This is a genomic window from Hyphomonas sp. ske169 (assembly GCF_056850855.1).
The window spans coordinates 684,022-702,495 of record NZ_CP096146.1 but is presented as its reverse complement, the minus strand read 5'-3'; the positions used below and the strand labels follow the sequence as shown (position 1 = coordinate 702,495).

Genomic DNA, 18,474 nt, shown 5'->3' with positions numbered 1-18,474 from the left:
CAAGCGTGAAAATGCGTTGGAGGAAACATGTCAGAGCCGGATCTTATTCTCGTCATTGATGAAGGCACGACCTCGACGCGGGCGATCGTCTTTGACCGTAACTTTGCGCCGGTCTCGCAAGCGCAGGAAGAAGTTGATCTGACCTATCCGGCCGATGGCTGGGTTGAGCAGGATGGCGCCGAGATCTGGACCAAAACGCTCGCAGTGTGCCGACAAGCGATCGAAGCAGCTGGCGGCGCCGATCGCATCGCTGGGATTGGCATTACTAATCAGCGCGAAACCACACTGGTTTGGAACCGCGAAACCGGTGCGCCCATAGCCCCAGCGATTATCTGGCAAGACCGCCGGACCGCGTCGATCTGCGATGTCCTCAAAGACCGTGGATTAGAAGCTCAGGTTCAGGCCGAAACCGGGCTCCTCATCGACCCTTATTTTTCCGGCACGAAAATTTCGTGGCTGCTCAATAATGTCGATGGTGCGCGGGCAGAGGCATCGGCCGGGAAGCTCGCGTTTGGCACAGTGGACACTTTCCTGATCTGGAACCTGACGAAAGGCCGGGTTCACGCGACCGATGTCACCAATGCTTCGCGCACCTTGCTTTACCCGCTCAATCTCGATCCCGAAGCAAATTGGTCACCGGCCATGATGGACATTCTGGATGTTCCGGCGAGCCTCTTGCCAGAGGTGAAACCGAGCGGCGCGATTTTTGGCGAAACTGATCCTGAACTGTTTGGCCGTCCGATCCCAATACTCTCGGCGATTGGCGATCAGCAAGCCGCGCTCGTCGGCCAGGCCTGCTTAGCGCCCGGAACGGCAAAGATCACCTATGGAACCGGCGCCTTCTTAGTCGCAAATACCGGCCATGAGGTTCCAAAGTCCGCCAATCGATTGCTTGGCACATTGGGTTACGCGATTGAAAATGATGGCGAAGCCTATGCGCTTGAAGGCGCGATTTTCAATGCAGGGACCGTGGTACAATGGTTGCGCGATGATCTTGGCTTGATCTCCGATGCCGCCGAGAGTGAGGCGCGGGCGGCTGCGCTTTCTGACAATGCTGGGGTGTATTTGGTGCCAGCCTTTACTGGGCTTGGGGCACCGCATTGGGACGCCGCCGCCCGCGGCACGATCGCTGGCCTCACGCGCGCTGCTACGGCCGATCATATTGTGCGCGCCGGTTTAGAGGCTGCAGCCTATCAAACGTCTGACTTGCTAGAGGCATTTGCGGCGGACGGCGCAGATGTCGAGCTGCTGCGTGTCGATGGCGGCATGGCGGCGAATGATTGGCTGATGCAATTCATCGCCGATATTTGCGCGCGCCCGGTGGAGCGTCCGGACTTTATGGAAATGACCGCCCTCGGTGCTGCGGCTTTGGCGGGCATACAATTGGGGTGGACCAGCGCTGAAGCGTGGGCCAAGCGCCGTCCAGCCGGTCGCCGGTTTGAGCCGCGCATGCCGCGCGAAGATCGAGACCACCTCATAGACGGATGGCGGAAAGCATTGGGGCAAACGCTCACCCATTCTGGAGAGGCTTAGATCAAGCGCGATGTTTGAAACTCGGCTTATATTAGGGGGCGCCCGTTCTGGGAAAAGCGCGCGCGCTTTGCGCCTCGCCGAAGAGCGGGCGTCGACCCGCGTGTTCATCGCCACTGCTGAAGCACTTGATGACGAAATGTCGGAGCGTATTCGCCGTCACCAAGAAGAACGCGGCAAAGGTTGGACGACGATCGAAGCACCTTTGGATCTGATCGGCGCGATCGGGGCAGCTGCGTCTCAGGGCGAGGTTTGCGTGATCGATTGTTTGACGCTCTGGCTTTCCAACCTGATGCACCATGGGCGCGATGTGGGGCACGAGACGATCCGGCTTTGCGATCACTTAAGAACCGCACCCACGCCCATCATCCTCGTTTCGAATGAAGTTGGTTTGGGACTGGTCCCAGAAACGCCGCTTGGGCGCGCGTTTCGAGACGCGCAGGGGCGGCTGAACCAGCATGTGGCGGAGGTTTGCTCAAATGTTGAGTTCGTCGCAGCTGGTTTGCCGATCAGTCTAAAAGGCTGAGCGCCTCGCGCAGGCGATGCTCAGCGGCTTCGGTCGCGGGAAGGCCAATCCGCAAGTGCTGGTCCGAATAGTCAAAACGCCGAACATAGATCCCTTGGCGCGCCAATGTCTTCCACGCCGCGTGGGCGTTTTCTAGCTGCACGAATTTGAAGAGATCGGTTCCGCCTATTGAAGGGACGCCAGCAATTTCGAGCAGCACCTCCAATCTTTCCGAAGCTGCTTTGAGTCCGGCGCGGGTTTGGGCTTGCCATTCTACATCCCGATACGCGCGGGCGCCGATCGCGAGCGCTGGTCCTGAGACGGGCCAGGCTCCGAGCCGGGTCATGAGCTCTGTCCGGATGGGAGTAGGGGCAATCATTGCGCCGAGGCGGAGCCCGGGCAGGCCATAGAACTTTCCGAAAGACCGCAACACGATAAGCCCCTCAGCGCCGCCTGCTGCGGCCATACTCAATTCTGGTGTGAGGTCGCCAAAGGCTTCATCAATGATCAACCATCCCTTGCGCGCAGCGAGGGCCCCAAGTGCTGTCTCAAGCGCTTCGCGCGTATAAGTCCGCCCATCTGGATTGTTGGGGTTGCAGACGACGACCGCATCCACCTCACCCGCGAGACTGAGCGGGTCAGCGCTCGCAATAACCGTCGCGCCTGCTTGGCGCCAAACAGCCTCATGATCGCCATAGGATGGAGCATAGAGCGCGACTGATTTTGGCTGAATAAGCGTCGGCAAGAGACGGATCAAAAGCTCGCTGCCGGGGGCAAGACAGAGCGTATCCGGCGGCGCACCGATCGCGGCCGCCATCGCGGTTTGGCAGGCTTGGTAGGCAGACCGAGACGGCAGGCTGGTAAGACTTTCGGCTGGGACATCGGTCTTTGGATAAGGCCATGGATTGATGCCAGTAGAGAGATCGAGCCATGGTTCTGGCGCTTCGGGGAATTGCGTGCGCATCGCGTCTATGGCGCCACCGTGGTGGAGGTCGTCACTCATCCCGCAAACCCCCATGCGATCACGCCAAGGCACACGCCGCCGAGTAGGAGCGTCCGCCGGTAAAGCAAGAGCCCTGCTTGCAAATCTGCGCTGGCCGGGTCGCGGGCTGGCGCATTTAACCAAGGCTCATCGGATTTATGCGTGCCATAGATGCGCGGCCCAGACAGGCGGACGGCGAGGGCGCCCGCCATTGCGGCTTCGGGCCATCCGGCATTGGGGGAGCGATGCTTGCCGGCATCGCGCCACATCGTCTTCGCGGCCCCGAGTTTCAAACTTGCGGCAGCGATCAAAAGCCCTGTCAGTCGCGCCGGAATAAAATTGACGACATCGTCGAGCCGGGCCGCGAACCCGCCAAAGGCGCTGTATCGGTCATTGCGATGTCCGATCATGGAATCGAGCGTATTGATCGCTTTATAGGCGGCAAGCCCAGGTAATCCTAAGAGCGCGCCCCAAAAAAGCGGCGCGACGATGCCGTCAGATGTGTTCTCTGCCAGGGTCTCAAGTGCCGCTCGCGCAATCCCAGCTTCATCGAGCTGGCTCGGGTCGCGGCCGACGATCCGCGAGACAGCTTCTCTTGCTTTATCAAGGTCGCCCGCAAGCAACGGCCGCGAAACCGATGCCACATGCGCATACAGGCTGCGCGATGCCAGTAGACTGGATGCCAGGAGCGCTTGGACCGCAATGCCCCAAGACGAGGCGGGAAGCGTGCCTGAGATCAGCCAAAAAGCACTCGCGAAGACGGCAATCGAGATGAGGCATGTCAAAATCCCGGCCAGGTAGCGAATGGCGTGCGGCCAGCTGGGCCTGTTCAGCACTCGCTCCAAGGCAGTTATCAAGGCGCCAAGCCAGACGACAGGATGACGGATTTTTTTGTAGAGCCAGTTCGGCCAACCAAAAACCCCCTCAAATGCCCAAGCCAACAGCATGATCAGGGGCGCGCTCATGAACAGGGCGATCTCTGATCCGAAGGCGTCATACGGGGCCTTTTAGGGTGACGTCTAAGCCATCGATCTCCGCGCGCACGCCATAAATGGCTTCCAGGCGGTCGCCGGTCAGCGTTTCCGCAGGTGCGCCATCGGCGAGGATCTGACCATCTTTCATCCAAATCAGGCGAGATGCGTAACGGCTGGCCAGCGCGATGTCGTGCAGTACGACCAGGGCGCCACCGCCTCGCTCAACATAGGCGGCAATCATATCGAGGATGCGAAATTGATGCCTCGGATCGAGCGCTGCGATCGGCTCATCCGCGATCAATAAGGGGGCTTCGGCGGCAAAGGCTCGGGCGCAATGCATGCGCGCCAGCTCGCCGCCGGAAAGCGTGTCGGAATTACGATCAGCGAGGTGATCTAAATCGCAGGCGGTCAGCGCACGCGCGACGGCTTCCGCATCTTCGCCTTTGAGACGCCCCAAGCTCGCGCCATGGCTAAATCGGCCCAGCGCCACGACATCTCGCACCTTGTTTGGCCAGGCGAGAGGGCGGCTTTGCGGTAAGTAAGCAAGACCGCGCGCCCGCGCGATTGGGTTGAGCTGGGCGGTGTCTTGTCCGTCGAGTGTAGCGCTGCCCCCATCGGCTTTGACCAGGCCCAAACTGGCGCGGAGAAGGCTGGTTTTACCGGCGCCGTTTGGGCCGAGCATGGCAACAAATTCTCCGGGCTTCAGCCGAAAACTCGCACGCTCCACCAGCACCGTTTCTTTGGCTTTGATGGTGAGATTATTGACAGCAAGCTCAGTCATAAGTGGCCCGCCTTTGCATCGCGATCCAGATAAATACTGGCGCGCCAATCAAGGCCGCGACGACCCCGAGCTTGAGCTCATTGCTGGTCGGGATCAGTCGTACACAAATGTCTGCGATCACTAAGATGAGACCTGCAAGTAGCGCGGATGGGATCAGCGAGCGGGCAGGGTCATGCCCGACAAGAGGGCGCACCAAATGCGGCGCAACAATCCCAACAAAGCCGATCGCGCCGGCCAAGGCCACAGATGCACCGGTGGCGAGGCCCGCGCCAAACACTGTGAGGATGCGTTGATGCTTCAAGTTTAACCCGACCCCGCTCGCGGCTTCCTCGCCCAATGTTAGCGCGGAAAGGCCGCGCCCGCTGGCCAGCAGAATGCCGCTGCCGAGCGCCATAAAAGGGAGCGCCAGCATGATCTCGTCAAAGCTGCGATTTGCGACCGAGCCCAGCATCCAATTGATCATATCCGACAGCGAGAACGGGTTCGGCGCGAGATTCATGAGCAAGCTCATCGCCGCGCCTGCAAAGCTTGAAAGCCCAACCCCGATTAAGATCAGCGTCACCACAGACCGGGTTTGGATGGCGGCGAAGACTAAGATGGTTGTCGCGGCGAGCGCCCCAAGGATGGCGGCTAAGGGCAAGATCCATGGGTTTAGGGCGACCAAGCCATAATAAAGCGAGAAAGTCGCCGCCAGCGAAGCTGTCGCCGACACGCCGAGCACGCCGGGTTCTGCCAATGGGTTGCGCAATAAACCTTGGAGCGCCGCGCCGCTCAGCCCCAATGTGGCGCCAACCAGAAAGGCGGCCAAGGCGCGCGGCAGCCGGATCGACCATACGACGAGCCGGTCCCCGGCATCTGCGCCACCAAAAAGCGCCGCAAGAACGCGATCTAAGGGGAGGGGGGTGGAGCCAAGCAGGCAGGCACAGAGTATCGCGAGCGCACTGAGCCCGAACAGACCTGGAGTGAGCCAGCGCTGCGGGGTCATTGGTCTGCTCCGTCGGCCAAGGCTTCAACAGCTTCCATAATGTACCAAGCCCCACACGCGAGCCAGGCGCCTTCGAGTGCAACCATATCGGCATCGCTGAGCTCGCGCTTAGCGACGGGATGGCGCGAGGCGCTCCAGCTGCTGGGGTGATTGGTACGCGTCTCGAAATAGGCGGCGGCGACAAGTTCTGGCCGCTCATAGGCCAAGCGTTCCAATGGTAAGCTGTGCCAACCCGCCTTCTTGGCAAAATTTGTCAGCCCAGCCGCAAGGATCGCTTGATGGATTAGGGAGTCGCCGCCGGAAGTGACCCCGGCAGGTGTCATGTATAGCGTTGCCTCGCCGCTTGTGCGTTGTTGGAGGCGATTAAGGCGATCCATGTACGCGTCTACCAAGGCTTCGCCGCGTTCGCTTTGGTGCAATCCATCCGCCACGGCGCGAGTAATGTTTGGGATGGCGTTCATATCCTCGCCATGAATGGACGAAGCCCATCCGACTTGCAGAACAGGGATGCCTGCTTTCTCAAAAAACGCCGCCGCATTTGGGCCGCCGCCATACGACCGGACGACAAGATCGGGCTTTAAAATCAAGACATCTTCAGCGACGGGCCGCACAGTTGGGACACCGGCAGCGGCCGCTCGCATAAAGGAAAAGTCGCGCACTGCGTCTGGCGACACCGCGAGGACCTGTTCAGGATCTGCGAGTTTGAGGACATATTGATCGGCGCAAAAATCCAGGCTGACGATTCGCATCGGGCGCTCGGGAGAAGGGGAACTCACCGGGCGAGGCTTGCCGCAGGCGGCAAGTGTTACAACCAAGATGAGAACCGTCAGCCTGAACATCCTATCAGTACCTTAAACGGATACCGATAGAACCCGATAGATCCGGCGTGCCATAGCCGAGAATCTGCTGATATTCTTCATCGAAGAGGTTCTCGATCCGGCCGAAGACTTCCACGGTCTCACTGAGATCGTAACTGCCGGTGAGGTCGACCCGAGTCCAATCGTCGACTTTCGTCGTCGCCGAGTTGCGCTCAACATCATTATAACGGACCAAGACGGCGCCAGAGAAGGGCCCTTCCGGATCGAACGAGACGGTCACGTCACCTGAATGCTCTGGCAAGCGCGTTAACTCAGCGCCATCGCCGTCTTGCGCGTCGATATAGGCATAGTCCGCCGAGACGGTGAGCCAGTCGGTGAGCCGGAAAGCGCCATAAAGTTCGATGCCTTTCGACTCGACGAATTCGGTGTTTGAATACCCGCCCGCCGCGAAAGAAAAGTCGATTTGGTTTTCGATCTCTTGATCGAAATAGGTGATGCCCGCTTCGGCCCGGCCATCGGATGAACGCCAATCAAGACCGACATCAAACGCTTCGGAGGATTCGGGCTGTAGATCGGCATTTGGCCCAGTCGCGCCGCAACAGAAGAAAGTGGTTTGGAAAATGGTCGGGGCCTTAAAGCCTTGTCCCCAGCTGGCGCGCAGTGTGAGCGTTTCGGTGGGGTTATAAGCGGCCGCGACGCGTCCTGTGGTTTCCGTGCCAAACCGCTCATGATCATCGATGCGGACGCCGCCGGTCAGCGTCACCTCGCGGCTTGGTTTGAACTCATACAGCGCGAACAGGCCGTCGAGGGTCGTCTCGTCGTCTCTTGAGGTGACGTCCTCGCGCTCGGCGCCAAAAGCAAACGTGTTCTGTTCATTGATTTTGAGCGTGCCCTGATAGCGATAGAGCATGCGATCGCCATCGGCATTGAAGCTCGACGCGCCATTGGTGAAATTCTCTCGTGTGATTTCGGAATATCCGACCAAGAGGAGGTTTTCGAGCCGGCCGCCAAAGAGCGAGCCGGTCAGCGAAACATTTGCCGAGAGCTCATCGGTTTCGCTGACTTGATCGCCATCCGCCACACTGCCTTGAGCTTGGCCCGAAAAGACATCGAACTCAGACTCCGCTTCCGTCCATAAAATATCACCGGACAGGCGGGCGTCTCCTCCGAGATTTAGGCCGCCCTTGGCCGACAAGGTCAGCGCGTCATATCCATCGTCTTCGGGATTGCCATTATTCTCGTCGGCTTTTGAAATGCCGTCGGAGCTGGTGCCGACAATGGCCAGGCGGAAGTCGCCGCTATCATTGCCGTTCTCGATCGAAGCGCCGCCGCGCAGCGTGTTAAACGAGCCGAACTCACCAAAGGCACTGCCGTTCAGGCCGTCCTCTGGGGTTTTGGTAATGATCGAGACCACCCCGCCAATCGCGTCGGTTCCCCAAAGGGTGGATTGCGGGCCCTTCAGCACTTCGATGCGCTCAATATTCTCTGTGTCGAGCCGGGCGAAGTTAAATCCGCCGCCCGGCGTGGTTGGGTCATTGACTTGAACGCCGTCGATCAGAACTAAGGTTTGCTCGCTCGACGCGCCGCGGATGCGCACGCTGGCCAAGCCGCCAAACGCGCCATTTGAATTGATCGTCACGCCGGGGGCAGAGGCGATGGCATCAAGCGCAAAGTCGAAACCAAGTTCTTCAATCTCATCAGCGGTGATGATGGTGACGGAAGAGCCGATCTCGGTTTCGGTTTGGCCCAGCCTTGAGCCTTCAATCGTGACGGTATCTAGAACGGTCTGATCTGCGGTCTCTTGGGCCGAGACGGTCGATAAGAGCGAGAGTGAAACAGCGCTAAGCAGCGCGGTTTTGTATAACATGGGGAACCCCCCTCCGCGCCATGCCGCTCGAAAACTGGCGCACACTAAACGACATATCGGCCTCACAGTTGGTCTGCGCGAGCGGCCAAGCCATTACTCTGTCGTTTCAAAGGAGAGGTGCGAAACCTTCCCGACCGCTGAGACTCTTCCCGGCCTCCGGACGAACGACGCGATGGCAGGTCTCCTGGCTCACCGATCTGCGCTTTTGGCCGCCTTCCCAAGATCAAGTCTCTCAGTGGCATTGTGGCCATCAGCTCCTGGCTGACAGTTGCGGGTACAGCGCCGGATTTAAACCGGCTTCCCTCTTAGCCGCCGACTAAGGCAGCACCATCTGCGCGCTGATTGCTATAAGGGTGTGGACTTGTCAATTGATACAATCGCGGCGGTCACAGTGGGTTCGGGGGCGGATTAAGGCAGGGTGACCATTCCGCCAAACTCGATTTGGGTAGCGTAGCTATCTGCGGTTGCGTCCGTCGCACGAGCGGCCTTGATGACGCCTGCATGGCTCACGACCAGAATTGGGCTGGAATGCGTTTTGAGGTCTCGTAAACACGTTTGAACGCGCGCGGCCAACATTGCGACACTCTCGCCGCCATGTGGGCGGGCATGCATGAAATCGCCAGCCCAAAGATCGAGCTCTGGGCGGGGGATGTCAGACCAGGATCTGCCTTCCCAGCTGCCGAAATCCATTTCGATGATGCGAGGCTCAAGCGTGACGGAGAGCGCTCTGTCTTGGGCGATCCTCTCCGCCAAAGTCCGGCATCTGATGAGCGGGCTTGCGATGATCGTGGATATGTCAGGCAGGGCCTCGAGCACGGACTGTGCTTCGGCCTCGAATGTGTCGGCGAGTGGCAGGTCTAATTGACCATAGCAGGTGCCAGGGGGGACTTGCGGCGTGGTGTGGCGCAGCAGGATCAGAGCCATGCCAGAAGCCCGAGATAGAAGCCGATCTCACTTATCTGCTGCACCGCGCCAAGAGTGTCGCCAGTATAACCGCCGAGCTTGCGCTCAAAGAACAGGCGCAAAATGACGTGTCCCAATGCAAGGCCAACCAAGGCGTAGAGCAGCGCGATGATCGGTGCGACGCCTGACCAGCCCGCAATGATCAATACGCCGGTTATCAGCGCGATCAGTAATCCGGCAGGAGACAAACCATCGGCGACCGGCTTGCCAGTCCCATGCGCGCGGACATAACGGCTCGTCGATATCACCAGCACGCTTGAAAGGCGCGACAGGCCATGACCGGCGACCAAGGCGGTCATCACCAGAGCAGAGGGCAGGGCAGCCAAAGCCGCCGCTTTCAGAGCAAGAACAATGATCAATGCTAGCGTCCCATAAGTGCCGAGGCGGGAGTCCTTCATGATCTCGAGTGCGCGCTCGGCGGTGTGCCCGCCGCCAATGCCATCAAACGTATCGGCGAGGCCGTCTTCATGGAAGGCGCCCGTGAGCAAGAGGCCCGCCCCGACCGAGATGATGACAGCGATCAATTGCGGGAACAGAATACTCGCGCCGTAAAAAACCAGAGCGCAAAACCCGCCAATCAACACGCCAACCAAAGGATAATAGCGCGCAGACGCTGCCATCCGCTCTGGCGTGAACAGGGTGCCGGTGGGGATGGGGAGCCGCGTCAAAAACTGAACGGCCAGCAAAAAAGAGGCGACCTCGTGCTTCATGCCGGACCGCTCACACCGGCGTCGTCAAAGCTCGCCATTTCGCGCAGCATTGCGGCAGCAGCTTTGACGAGCGGAAAAGCGAGCAGCCCACCCGTGCCTTCACCGAGCCGCAGATCAAGCTGCAGCAGTGGGTCGGCGTCTAAGGCATCAAGCAATCGAATGTGCCCCGCCTCAGCCGATTGGTGCGCGAACACCATCGCCGCCCGGCATTCGGGGGAAAGATGGGTTGCACTCAAAGCGGCTGCGGTTGCGATATAGCCGTCGACCATGACGATTTTACCAGAGGTGGCCGCGCCAATCATTGCACCCGCCATCATCGCAATTTCAAATCCGCCATATTCGTTCAGCGCATCTTTTACGGGCAGGGTCGAAGGCGTGCGCGCCGCAGCTTGTTCGAGCAAGGCGGCTTTGCGCTTTAGGCCCACATCATCAAGGCCCGTGCCGCGCCCTGTCAGGGCTGTTGCTGAACAATCGAGCAGTTTCGCGCTGACCAGCGAAGCCGCCGACGTGTTGCCGATCCCCATCTCGCCACAACAAAACACATCGGCCTCGCTCGCTTTGGCCAAATCGCGTCCGGCCTCTAAGGCGGTTTCGAGTTGCGCCGCCGTCATCGCGGGGGCCTCGATCGAATTTGCTGTGCCGCTGCCTTGGCGCCGATCGATCAGCCGCTCATCCTCGACGGACGGGCCGATGATTCCGGCATCGACCACGTGCACATTAGCGCCCACTGAACGCGCAAACACGTTTGCAGCCGCGCCGCCGCCTAGAAAGTTCAGGACCATTTGTCTGGTCACTGCTTGCGGGAAAGCCGACACGCCAGCGGCGGCGATGCCGTGATCGGCTGCGAAGATATACAAATCGCAGGTCTCAACGCGCGGAGTGAGGCTTGTTTGAATGCGCGCAATCTGCGCCGCGAGGGCCTCGATCTTGCCGAGCGAGCCAACGGGCTTTGTCTTTAGATTTATGGCCGCGTTTAAGCGGGTTTCAAAACCGTCTGAGTGGGTGGTCATGCCCCGGGCCAATAACAGCGCGGCTCAATTTGGCAAGCTGAAGCCGTTAAGTCGAAACCGGGTTCAGTCTTTGTTGCGTCTCCCAGTTCGGATCAATCCAAGACGGTACAGACAGAGGTGCGAGCGGCGCTTTTCCAAGAATGGTATCAGCGGCTTTTTCGGCCGCCATGATGGTTGGCGCATTGATATTGCCATAAGGAACCGTCGGGAAAATCGAGGCATCGACCACCCGAACGCCGTCCAGGCCGCGCACCCGGCATTCGGTGTCGACGACGGTGTTTGGATCTTCGATCGCGCCCATGCGCGCGGTTCCGCACGGATGATAGGCGCTTTCGAGATTCTCGCGCACCCACGTATCGATTTCATCATCAGTTGAGATGTCCAATCCCGGCTGGAGCTCCTCGCCTCGAAACGCGTCCATGGCAGGCTGGTCGATAATCTCGCGGGTCAGACGTATGCATTGGCGCCATGCGGCGACATCATCTTCATGCTGGAGATAGTTGAAAAGAATGCTGGGGTCGGCAGCGGGATCAGCTGAAGTGATTTCCACGCGTCCCCGGCTTTTAGGTTTGTTTGGACCGACATGAACTTGGAACCCATGCCCTTTGATTGACGGCGTGCCGTCATAGCGCATCGCAGCCGGCAGGAAGTGGTATTGAATGTCCGGTGATTTCAGCCCGGCGCGTGATCGGATAAAGGCGCAGGACTCAAAGTGATTGGTCGCGCCGAGGCCGGACTTACAGAAGAACCAGCGCGCGCCGATGAAGAATTTGCTGATCAGGTTGAGCTTGCTGTTGAGGCTAACAGGCTGTTTGCAGTGGAATTGGAAATAGACTTCGAGATGATCTTGAAGGTTCTGGCCGACCCCGGGCAAATCATGTGTCTGCGCGATCCCAAGCCGAGACAGCAAGCCTGAAGCGCCAATCCCTGAGCGCTGCAAAATCATCGGTGAGGCAATAGACCCGGCGGACAGGATCACTTCTTTGCCAGCCTTGAACTCAACGGGTTTGCCTTTTTGAGTGGCAGAAATTCCCGTCACGCGTTTGCCATCCATGATCAGTTTGTCGACCAGAACATGCTTCAGCGTCGTTAGGTTGGAGCGGCGCTGCGCCGGGCGGAGATAGGCCCGCGAGGTTGAGGCTCGCACGCCGCCATCCACGGTCATATGCATCTGCCCAAAGCCTTCGCCGCGATAGCCATTATAGTCGTCAGTGTGCGGATACCCGGCCTCAATCCCCGCATCGATAAAGGCCTGATAGAGCGGGTTTCCAGCCATATTATTGCCGCCGCTGACGCCCAACGGACCGGTGCCGCCGCGATACTCATCTTCGCCACCTTGCCAGCTCTCAGCGCGTTTGAAATAGGGCAAGCAGTCCGCATAGCCCCAGCCTTTGGCCCCGAGCGTTTCCCATTCGGCAAAGTCGCAAGCATGCCCGCGAACATAGACCATGCCATTGATCGAAGAGGTGCCGCCAAGCCCTTTCCCGCGCGGGCAGGTGATGCGCCGATTGTCGACATAAGGCTCAGGATCTGAATGGTAGCCCCAATTATACGTCTTCGACGCCATCGGGTAAGACAAAGCCGTCGGCATAGCGATCAGGATGTTGCGATCGCTGCCCCCCGCTTCGAGTAAGAGGACAGAATGTTTGCCGCTCTCTGACAAGCGATTGGCGAGCACACACCCCGCTGAGCCGGCGCCAACGATAATGTAATCAAAAATCTTATCCATGGCGCGTCGCTTCTGGTTCACTTGGTCTGATCAAACTCTCGCGCCTGATAAAGGTGAGCGTGTAGATGGCGCAATAGATGCCGATCACAACCAGGCCAATCCACTCAATCTTGAGCGGCGTGAACTGGTATAAAAGGATCAAGCCAAATAAGAGCGCCCAATGCAGCATGACATAGACTGGGCCGGTCAACCGCGTCACTGTTAAGCCAAGGTTTTCGGAATAGAGCCGTGTCAAAGAATCTAGCGAATTGACGACAAAGATGATGCCGACAATGACCATGCAGGCCTGTAAAGCGCCTGCCAGCTCAATCGCTTGGGTGTGATAGATATAGAGAACTGAAAACCACAACGCGATCGGGATGGAAGGAATGACCAGGAGCGCCGCCATCAATTGATAGGTCCGCAGCCCGCCAACGAAGCGGGCCACGAATTGCCCGATCATGATGCTCCAGGCGAACCACCAGAACAGATAGAACGCATGATAGTCTGTGACCGGGCTGGTGAATTTGGGCAGGTTGGTGAAATAGCCGCTAATGTTCGACGCGCTTCGCATCAAGCCGCCCAGGCCCGCGCCGCTGCTGATCCAAAACAAAGCGATCAAGCCCAAGAACAGCAGAGAAGAGCCAAGCCCGAGCCACTTCACATAGCGGATATCGGTGCTCGACAGCACGGCGGTGAGCACAACCGCTGCGACCAATCCGTATCTGAAGGGCTCTGAGATTCCTTCAATATAAGTCGGCAAATAGCTGAGAAATAAATACCCGGTAAAGGCGCACGTTGCGATGATCACGGCGCTATTGATGAGTTTGACCCAGCCAATCTCAAACAGTTTTAGTTTCGGCTCGACGACGCAAAAATAGAAGGTGGTGAGGAAATAAAATCCCCACACCAAAAAGCCCCAGAATCCAAACTCGATCGCCAGGGCGTTGGTGAACCCATACGCCGCTTCGCTCTCATAGACTGGGAATTCGGTCAGCGGGAACATGATCAGCCCGACATCCAACCCGGAGGTGAATAGAATGGCCATAAAAGCCATAAGCGGCAGCGGATCTGAGCCCTCTAGTTTGCGATTGCGAAACCAAATCACCAGGACCAGCGAAGTGGCTAGCGTCACCAGAATGGCGATAGATAGGACCGTATTCATTGCATTTTTATCCCATCACCCAATCCGCGCCTGATGTTTAGACCGCATCGCTGACCCGAACACCAGAGCGCAACGGCATGTTTGGGGGAAGCCCCGCCCTTTATCCTTCGACTTCGCTCAGGATGAGGGCGTTTTTTGGGAGGGGGAGGACTGTCAAAACCGTCACCGCCAACCCCAGCGCAGGCTGGGGTCCAGGGACAGAACTTTGCCTCGATCTCTTACGTTCGCATTGTGGACGATGGATACCTGCCTGCGCAGGTATCAGCGGGTTTCTTGCCTATAAGACGTCCAACATCTCGGCGACCAGCGGATGTCGGACAACATCTTGTCCTTGCAGGCGAATGACAGAGGCGCCGGCGAGTTTTTCCAATCGCTCCGCGGCTTTGCCCAAGCCAGAAAGCTCTGGCAGCAAATCGCTTTGTGCCGGATCGCCGGTGACGACCATTGTGGAGTGCCAGCCTAGGCGGGTCAGGAGCATTTTGATCTGTGTATAGGTACAGTTCTGCGCTTCATCGATGACCACGAAGGCATTGTTCAGGGTGCGTCCGCGCATAAAGCCGATTGGGGCGATCTCGATCAGGCCCTCGGCCATCATATGTTTGAGCTGTTGCGGGCTGAGCCGGTCAGACAAAGCGTCATAGAGCGGGCGCAGATAGGGCGCGAGCTTGTCTTCCATGGCGCCAGGTAAGAAGCCGATTTGCTCACCCGCTTCGACGGCGGGGCGAGAGAGAATAATCCGCGCGACTTTGCCTTTTTGCAGCGCTTCGACCGCTTTGCAGATGGCCAGATAGGTCTTACCGGTTCCGGCTGGGCCGAGCGCGCAGACGAGCGATTTGTCTTCCAGCGCGTCGAGTAAGCGGGCTTGGTTTTCAGAGCGCGGCTTGACCGTTTTCTGATAGCGCTGATTGCGCGAGCCATGGGCTGGGGCTTGCGTCCGTTTGGGCCCGTCGGCATCGTCTGGATGCCATTTATCTCCGCCGCCTGGGATCGCATATAGCTGGGTTTCGCGGGCAGCTCCGTTCTCGAAAAAGTTCGACGCGTCGAAGGCGGCTTGTGCTTTCTGGCGTTTCGTAGCTGCGCGTTTACCCATGAGGATCTCCTTTTAAGGCTGAATTTTGGGCAGAAAAAAACCGCCAAGCCAAAGGCAGAGCGGTCGGTGAAACAGAGGGGAGAAGCAGGGCGTCCGAACCGGAACCAAAGTCCCTTGTCGGTGGTGGTGTTTGCAAGGACGGTCTGTGGACCATCGGCAATCTGCCTCCCGAATCTCTATCTTGAATTACACACTAAGAGGGTTAACCGATTGTGACAGAGACAATCCGCACGCGAAATAAAATAATTGGAGACTGATATGGCATTGTACGATTTTGACGGGGTGAGCCCAAAAATCCCGCAATCGGGAAATTACTGGGTCGCGGAGAACGCGACCGTGCTTGGCAATGTGATTCTCGAAGAGAATGCTTCGGTCTGGTTCAATGCGGTGCTCAGGGGCGACAATGACCCGATCACCATCGGAGAGAACTCAAATGTTCAAGATGGCAGCGTGCTCCATACTGATATTGGATGCCCGCTGGTGATTGGGAAAGATGTCACGATTGGCCATATGGTGATGCTGCACGGCTGCACGATCGGCGACGAATCGCTGATTGGGATCGGCGCGACCGTGCTCAATCGCGCGCAAATCGGCAAAAATTGCATCATCGGGGCGCATGCTCTGATCCCGGAAGGCAAAATCATTCCGGACAATTCGCTGGTTATGGGCGCGCCAGGCAAAGTCGTGAAAGAGCTTAGCGAAGCCCAAGTCATGCTGATAAAAGGCTCAGCGCAAGTCTATGTCGATAATTGGAAACGGTTCAAATCCGGTTTGAAACGCATTGATGGCTAGTCGCAGGGCCTGCGTTTAATTCACTGCATAAAGGCAGACTTGGGCGACGCCATCTGTGATCAAATCGACTTTCTCAGCGGCGGCGCGCGAGAGATCGATGATGCGGCCGTCAATGAACGGACCGCGATCATTAACGGTGACCGTGACTTCACCCCGCCCCTCGCGGACGACGCGGACTTTAGTTCCGAATGGCAGCGTGCGGTGCGCAGCGGTGAGCTTTGATGGGACATAAGGTTCGCCGCTCGCGGTTGGGTTTCCGGCGAGGCTGTCGGCATAGTACGAGGCCCCAGCACAGGCCAGCGCGTCGGATGGTTTGGGGTTAGAGCCAGCATCTTGATGGCTGCAGCCAACCAGCAGTCCAACGGCGATTAAAGCGGCGTGAAGTCTCATGATGACCCTCTCATTGCGGTCTTGAAGACGTCCCCCAATTCACTCTGGTGATTAAAACAGGCTGAGGCAAGCGCATTGCATCGCAACGAATACTAAAAAGCCCACGCTAAATAGCGCGGGCTTTTTCACGGTGTTTGGTCGAAAGCGCTTATTCTATCTCGCCTTGGAATAGCTTCTCCAGGAACATGGTTTCGGCTTCGCGCTGAAAATCTCGGTTCGATTTCTTGCGGAACCCGTGACCTTCATCCTTGGCCAGTAGATACCAAGCTGTACCTTCATTCGCGCGGACAGCGGCGAGGATTTGCTCGGCTTCTGAGGCTGGCACGCGCGGATCGTTCAGGCCCTGAATGATGAACAGAGGCTTGGTGATTTGATCGGCATTGCGCAGCGGTGAAATCTCGTCGAAAAAGGCCGCGATTTCAGGATCGCGCTCGTCTCCATACTCGGCGCGGCGAAGGTCTCGGCGGTAGCCTTTTGTATTGGTCAGGAAGGTTTTGAAGTCTGAGATCCCGACAATGTTGATGCCGCCTGCAAGACGGTCCGCATAATCGATCATCGATGCGAGCACCATATAGCCGCCATAAGACCCCCCGAAGACGACGATGCGATCTGTATCGAGGTCGGGTTGAGTATCGATCCAATCTAAGAGGGCCCCTATGTCTTCAACGGATTTCTTGCGGTTCAGACCATTGTCGAGCGAAACATAAGTTTTGCCATAGCCTGAAGAGCCGCGAACATTTGGCACCACGACCGCGGCGCCAAGTTCATTCACCCAATATTGGTAGGTGGACGAGAAAGACGGGCGCGCTTGCCCCTCAGGTCCGCCATGGATTGAAATAATCACCGGATGCGGCCCGTCGCCTTCGGGACGGTAAACAAATGCAGGGATCTGCATATCGTCTGCGTTTGGATAGGTGAATATTTCAGGCGTTGCGAAGCCGCTTGTGTCCATGCCGCCCACTTCGGCTTGGGTCCAACGAGTTAGCGCGCCGGTTTTTATATTGGCGGACCAGGCATCGGCGGGGCTGGTTGCCGCAGAAAAAGTGAACCCAATTTGCTCACCGTCGGGATGGAAGGTGACGCCGCCGACCAAACCGACTGGCAATGCCGGGCCATCGCTCACGGTGCCGGTTGTCAGGTCGAGGAGTTTGATCGTGCCCAAGCCCCCTTCATTTAGAGTGAAGGCGACAGTGGTTTCGTCTGGTGAGATATCATATCCTGCCACGTCCCAATTGATCTCAGACGTGTAGTTTGTCTCCTCGCCAGTTTCTGGATTGATCCGGACCAGGTTTTTGAAGTCTGAATCTTTATCTGTTGAGCTGAGCAGGGTGCCATCAGACAACAATAAGGCGCCATTATAGGCAACATCATCATCCGGATTGATTTCGGTTGCGTCGCCTGTTGCGGCGTCGATCACGAAGAGCTGGCTTTTGGTGATGGAAATGTAGCGCTGGATGAGCAACTTGTCCCCTGAGGGTGACCAATCGACCGCGAATACGGCGCCTTCGCCTTCAAACAGAACTTTTCGAGACGCTGGGTCGGCCGGGTTGCCGATCATAATGTCATAATCCGGATCGCCATCGGTTGCGCGATACCAAGCGCCTTTGGTGCCATCATCTGTCCAGGTGAACGAGCCGTTTCGAGTGCCGGGTTCGGTGAAGGCCATCGTCTGGCTGGCTGCCATGTCATAGAGGTAGCCTTGGTAGAATTCATCTCCACCCGTGTCTTTTGAAAAAACAAACTGGGTTCCGTTCGGCGACGCATTGGCGCCCCCAATGGGCTCATTGTAGAATGTTAGCTGACGGCGGGCACCAAGCGGTTGAGAGACAGTGTGGATTTGGCTGACCTCGCCAAAACGCGTTGAGATCAGAATTCCATCTTGGGTCCAATCTTGGAAACCGTGCCCACGGACATTCTGGTATTGGCGTAGGCGCTCTTTCACGCCCGCGGGGATCTCTGGAATCCCCTCCATGACCAGCTGGCCGACTTCTACGCGTTCGGATTTCGCAGCATCCTGTGCTTCAACGATCGTCGATGACATCTCGGGTGCCGCTTCATCTGCAGCGACGGAGACGCACCCCGCCACAGAGAGCATGAGCGCCGAACTTCCCAGTACAAGCCATTTTCCAGTCATCTAATGAAATCCTTTACAAGCCGGAGATTAAGCGGAGTGTTTATAGTCTCAGTGTCCCAGTACGTTAACC

Annotated in this window: 17 protein-coding genes and 1 riboswitch; of the genes, 3 read left to right on the top strand and 14 right to left on the bottom strand. The window is 57.9% G+C overall.

The annotated features are described in order from the left end of the window. The first annotated feature begins 27 nt into the window (after positions 1–27). Positions 28–1,533, top strand: coding sequence for a glycerol kinase GlpK (gene glpK / locus MY069_RS03315; RefSeq protein WP_482795654.1), 1,506 nt, complete (start codon positions 28–30; stop codon positions 1,531–1,533). Between the two features lie 10 nt (positions 1,534–1,543). Next, positions 1,544–2,056, top strand: coding sequence for a bifunctional adenosylcobinamide kinase/adenosylcobinamide-phosphate guanylyltransferase (gene cobU, locus MY069_RS03310; RefSeq protein WP_482795653.1), 513 nt, complete (start codon positions 1,544–1,546; stop codon positions 2,054–2,056). Here cobU and cobD read toward each other — a convergent pair. The 12 genes from cobD to MY069_RS03250 form a co-directional block, all read right to left on the bottom strand. Beyond that, positions 2,040–3,038, bottom strand: a complete 999-nt coding sequence (cobD, locus tag MY069_RS03305) for a threonine-phosphate decarboxylase CobD (RefSeq protein WP_482795652.1) — start codon at positions 3,036–3,038, stop codon at positions 2,040–2,042. The two genes, cobU and cobD, sit on opposite strands and share 17 nt — an antisense overlap. After that, complete coding sequence (cbiB, locus tag MY069_RS03300; RefSeq protein ID WP_482795651.1) at positions 3,035–3,982, bottom strand: adenosylcobinamide-phosphate synthase CbiB; 948 nt, start codon at positions 3,980–3,982, stop codon at positions 3,035–3,037. The genes cobD and cbiB overlap by 4 nt, the downstream gene beginning before the upstream one ends. A 28-nt stretch (positions 3,983–4,010) precedes the next feature. Then, positions 4,011–4,772 carry an ABC transporter ATP-binding protein gene (locus MY069_RS03295; RefSeq protein WP_482795650.1) on the bottom strand — a complete coding sequence of 254 codons (762 nt, stop codon included), beginning with the start codon at positions 4,770–4,772 and terminating at the stop codon, positions 4,011–4,013. Continuing rightward, the gene (locus MY069_RS03290) at positions 4,765–5,757 is read right to left on the bottom strand and encodes a FecCD family ABC transporter permease (RefSeq protein ID WP_482795649.1); all 993 of its coding nucleotides are present in this window, start codon (positions 5,755–5,757) and stop codon (positions 4,765–4,767) included. The genes MY069_RS03295 and MY069_RS03290 overlap by 8 nt, the downstream gene beginning before the upstream one ends. Beyond that, complete coding sequence (locus MY069_RS03285; RefSeq protein WP_482795648.1) at positions 5,754–6,506, bottom strand: ABC transporter substrate-binding protein; 753 nt, start codon at positions 6,504–6,506, stop codon at positions 5,754–5,756. Before MY069_RS03285 ends, MY069_RS03290 begins: the two co-directional genes overlap by 4 nt. Before the next feature lie 94 nt (positions 6,507–6,600). Continuing rightward, positions 6,601–8,442 (bottom strand): TonB-dependent receptor plug domain-containing protein, encoded by a 1,842-nt coding sequence (locus MY069_RS03280; RefSeq protein ID WP_482795647.1) that lies wholly within the window; start codon positions 8,440–8,442, stop codon positions 6,601–6,603. A 157-nt stretch (positions 8,443–8,599) separates the two neighbouring features. Further along, a riboswitch (cobalamin riboswitch) is annotated at positions 8,600–8,789 on the bottom strand. Between the two features lie 61 nt (positions 8,790–8,850). Beyond that, positions 8,851–9,366: an alpha-ribazole phosphatase gene (cobC, locus tag MY069_RS03275; protein ID WP_482795646.1), complete on the bottom strand. Its 516-nt coding sequence runs from the start codon at positions 9,364–9,366 to the stop codon at positions 8,851–8,853. Further along, positions 9,357–10,115 carry an adenosylcobinamide-GDP ribazoletransferase gene (gene cobS, locus MY069_RS03270; protein WP_482795645.1) on the bottom strand — a complete coding sequence of 253 codons (759 nt, stop codon included), beginning with the start codon at positions 10,113–10,115 and terminating at the stop codon, positions 9,357–9,359. Before cobS ends, cobC begins: the two co-directional genes overlap by 10 nt. Then, a complete protein-coding gene (gene cobT / locus MY069_RS03265; protein WP_482795644.1) occupies positions 10,112–11,125 on the bottom strand; it encodes a nicotinate-nucleotide--dimethylbenzimidazole phosphoribosyltransferase in 1,014 nt (337 codons plus the stop codon). Before cobT ends, cobS begins: the two co-directional genes overlap by 4 nt. 46 nt (positions 11,126–11,171) lie before the next feature. Further along, the gene (betA, locus tag MY069_RS03260) at positions 11,172–12,854 is read right to left on the bottom strand and encodes a choline dehydrogenase (protein WP_482795643.1); all 1,683 of its coding nucleotides are present in this window, start codon (positions 12,852–12,854) and stop codon (positions 11,172–11,174) included. Further along, positions 12,847–13,998, bottom strand: coding sequence for a BCCT family transporter (locus MY069_RS03255; RefSeq protein ID WP_482795642.1), 1,152 nt, complete (start codon positions 13,996–13,998; stop codon positions 12,847–12,849). The genes betA and MY069_RS03255 overlap by 8 nt, the downstream gene beginning before the upstream one ends. Before the next feature lie 277 nt (positions 13,999–14,275). Further along, positions 14,276–15,088, bottom strand: a complete 813-nt coding sequence (locus MY069_RS03250) for a PhoH family protein (protein WP_482795641.1) — start codon at positions 15,086–15,088, stop codon at positions 14,276–14,278. 258 nt (positions 15,089–15,346) lie between these two features. On the opposite strand from MY069_RS03250, the gene MY069_RS03245 reads away from it, so the two are divergent. Further along, on the top strand, positions 15,347–15,880 hold the full coding sequence (locus tag MY069_RS03245) for a gamma carbonic anhydrase family protein (RefSeq protein WP_482795640.1): 534 nt from the start codon (positions 15,347–15,349) through the stop codon (positions 15,878–15,880). 15 nt (positions 15,881–15,895) lie between these two features. Here the strand turns inward: MY069_RS03245 and MY069_RS03240 are convergent, their stop codons facing one another. Beyond that, positions 15,896–16,270 (bottom strand): septal ring lytic transglycosylase RlpA family protein, encoded by a 375-nt coding sequence (locus MY069_RS03240; protein ID WP_482795639.1) that lies wholly within the window; start codon positions 16,268–16,270, stop codon positions 15,896–15,898. A gap of 148 nt (positions 16,271–16,418) precedes the next feature. Beyond that, on the bottom strand, positions 16,419–18,404 hold the full coding sequence (locus MY069_RS03235; RefSeq protein ID WP_482795638.1) for a S9 family peptidase: 1,986 nt from the start codon (positions 18,402–18,404) through the stop codon (positions 16,419–16,421). Positions 18,405–18,474 lie beyond the last annotated feature (70 nt).